This window comes from Lutibacter holmesii (genome assembly GCF_042679665.1).
GTDB classification, from domain to species: domain Bacteria; phylum Bacteroidota; class Bacteroidia; order Flavobacteriales; family Flavobacteriaceae; genus Lutibacter; species Lutibacter holmesii.
The window spans coordinates 1-2,500 of the sequence record NZ_JBHTMV010000018.1 but is presented as its reverse complement, the minus strand read 5'-3'; the positions used below and the strand labels follow the sequence as shown (position 1 = coordinate 2,500).

Sequence of the window (2,500 nt, the reverse complement as noted above, 5' to 3'; positions counted from 1 at the left end):
TAATGAGCCTACGAGTTACTGTTGCTAGCAAGGTTAAGTGTTTAAGACACGGAGCCGTAGCGAAAGCGAGTCTGAATAGGGCGCTTTAGTTAGTAGTAGTAGACGCGAAACCGAGTGATCTACCCATGGGCAGGTTGAAGCTGTAGTAACATACAGTGGAGGACCGAACCAGTTGACGTTGAAAAGTCTTTGGATGACCTGTGGGTAGGGGTGAAAGGCCAATCAAACTCGGAAATAGCTCGTACTCCCCGAAATGCATTTAGGTGCAGCGTTGTGGTAAAGTTTTATAGAGGTAGAGCTACTGATTGGATGCGGGGGCTTCACCGCCTACCAATTCCTGACAAACTCCGAATGCTATAAAATATACACAGCAGTGAGGGCATGGGTGCTAAGGTCCATGTCCGAGAGGGAAAGAACCCAGACCATCAGCTAAGGTCCCCAAATATATACTAAGTTGAACTAACGAGGTTCGATTGCATTGACAGCTAGGATGTTGGCTTGGAAGCAGCCATTCATTTAAAGAGTGCGTAACAGCTCACTAGTCGAGCGATCGAGCATGGATAATAATCGGGCATAAGTATATTACCGAAGCTATGGACTCTACATTAGATTGTAGATTGGTAGGGGAGCATTGTAATCAGCGTAGAAGGTGAACTGTGAGGTTTGCTGGAGTGATTACAAAAGAAAATGTAGGCATAAGTAACGATAATGCGGGCGAGAAACCCGCACACCGAAAGACTAAGGTTTCCTCAGCGATGCTAATCAGCTGAGGGTTAGTCGGGTCCTAAGGCGAATCCGAAGGGAGTAGTCGATGGATAACTGGTTAATATTCCAGTACTTCTCATAATTGCGATGGAGGGACGGAGTAATGAACTCACCGCGTACTGACGGAATAGTACGTTGAACCGTGTAGGTATAGGAGCTATAGTTAAATGCGTAGCTCTTGCTAAAGCGGGATAGTACTACAAAGCTTCGGCGGCGTAGATAGTGTGATTAAGAACTTCCAAGAAAAACTTCTAAGCTTCAGATTATGAGAACCCGTACCGTAAACCGACACAGGTAGTTGGGATGAGAATTCTAAGGTGCTCGAGTGATTCATGGCTAAGGAACTAGGCAAAATTGACCCGTAACTTCGGGAGAAGGGTCGCCCTGTAGCAATACAGGGCCGCAGTAAAAAGGTCCAGGCGACTGTTTATCAAAAACACAGGGCTCTGCTAAAACGAAAGTTGATGTATAGGGCCTGACACCTGCCCGGTGCTGGAAGGTTAAGTGGAGTTGTTAGCTTCGGCGAAGCAATGAAATGAAGCCCCAGTAAACGGCGGCCGTAACTATAACGGTCCTAAGGTAGCGAAATTCCTTGTCGGGTAAGTTCCGACCTGCACGAATGGTGCAACGATCTGGACACTGTCTCAGCCATGAGCTCGGTGAAATTGTAGTATCGGTGAAGATGCCGATTACCCGCTACGGGACGAAAAGACCCCGTGCACCTTTACTATAGCTTAGTATTGGTTTTGGATAAGTAATGTGTAGGATAGGTGGGAGACTTTGAAGCGGCGTCGCTAGGCGTTGTGGAGTCACTGTTGAAATACCACCCTTTGCTTATCTAGAGTCTAACCCAGCGATGGGGACAGTGCTTGGTGGGTAGTTTGACTGGGGTGGTCGCCTCCAAAAGAGTAACGGAGGCTTCTAAAGGTACCCTCAGCACGCTTGGTAACCGTGCGTAGAGTGCAATGGCATAAGGGTGCTTGACTGAGAGACATACAGGTCGATCAGGTTGGAAACAAGAGCATAGTGATCCGGTGGTTCCGCATGGAAGGGCCATCGCTCAAAGGATAAAAGGTACGCCGGGGATAACAGGCTGATCTCCCCCAAGAGCTCATATCGACGGGGGGGTTTGGCACCTCGATGTCGGCTCGTCACATCCTGGGGCTGGAGAAGGTCCCAAGGGTTGGGCTGTTCGCCCATTAAAGTGGCACGCGAGCTGGGTTCAGAACGTCGTGAGACAGTTCGGTCTCTATCTGTAGCGGGCGTTAGAAATTTGCGTGGATCTGACACTAGTACGAGAGGACCGTGTTGGACTGACCTCTGGTGTACCAGTTGTTCCGCCAGGAGCACTGCTGGGTAGCTACGTCGGGAAGGGATAAGCGCTGAAAGCATATAAGCGCGAAACCCACCACAAGATGAGATTTCTTTAAAGGGTCGTGGGAGATTACCACGTTGATAGGCTATAGGTGTAAAGGCAGTAATGTCATAGCCGAGTAGTACTAATAACCCATAGGCTTTTATGCTGCCTCTTTTTATTTATTTTTGAATTTACAATATTATTTTTTCAGTATGTTACTATATAGGGGTAGTTCCCCAAACAACTTAAGGTGGTTATAGCGATAGGGCTCACCTCTTCCCATCTCGAACAGAGAAGTTAAGCCTATCAGCGCAGATGGTACTGCCACTATGGTGGGAGAGTATGTCACCGCCTTTCTTTTGAAAACCTTCAACATTA

General features: G+C 47.9%; 2 rRNA genes (1 of these 2 cut by a window edge). Both read left to right on the top strand.

Going from position 1 to position 2,500, the window contains the following annotated elements:
• Nucleotides 1-2,289, top strand: a 23S ribosomal RNA gene (locus tag ACFQ5N_RS14320) (it extends 598 nt beyond the left edge of the window).
• A 79-nt stretch (nucleotides 2,290-2,368) separates the two neighbouring features.
• A 5S ribosomal RNA gene (gene rrf / locus ACFQ5N_RS14315) occupies nucleotides 2,369-2,479 on the top strand.
• Nucleotides 2,480-2,500 lie beyond the last annotated feature (21 nt).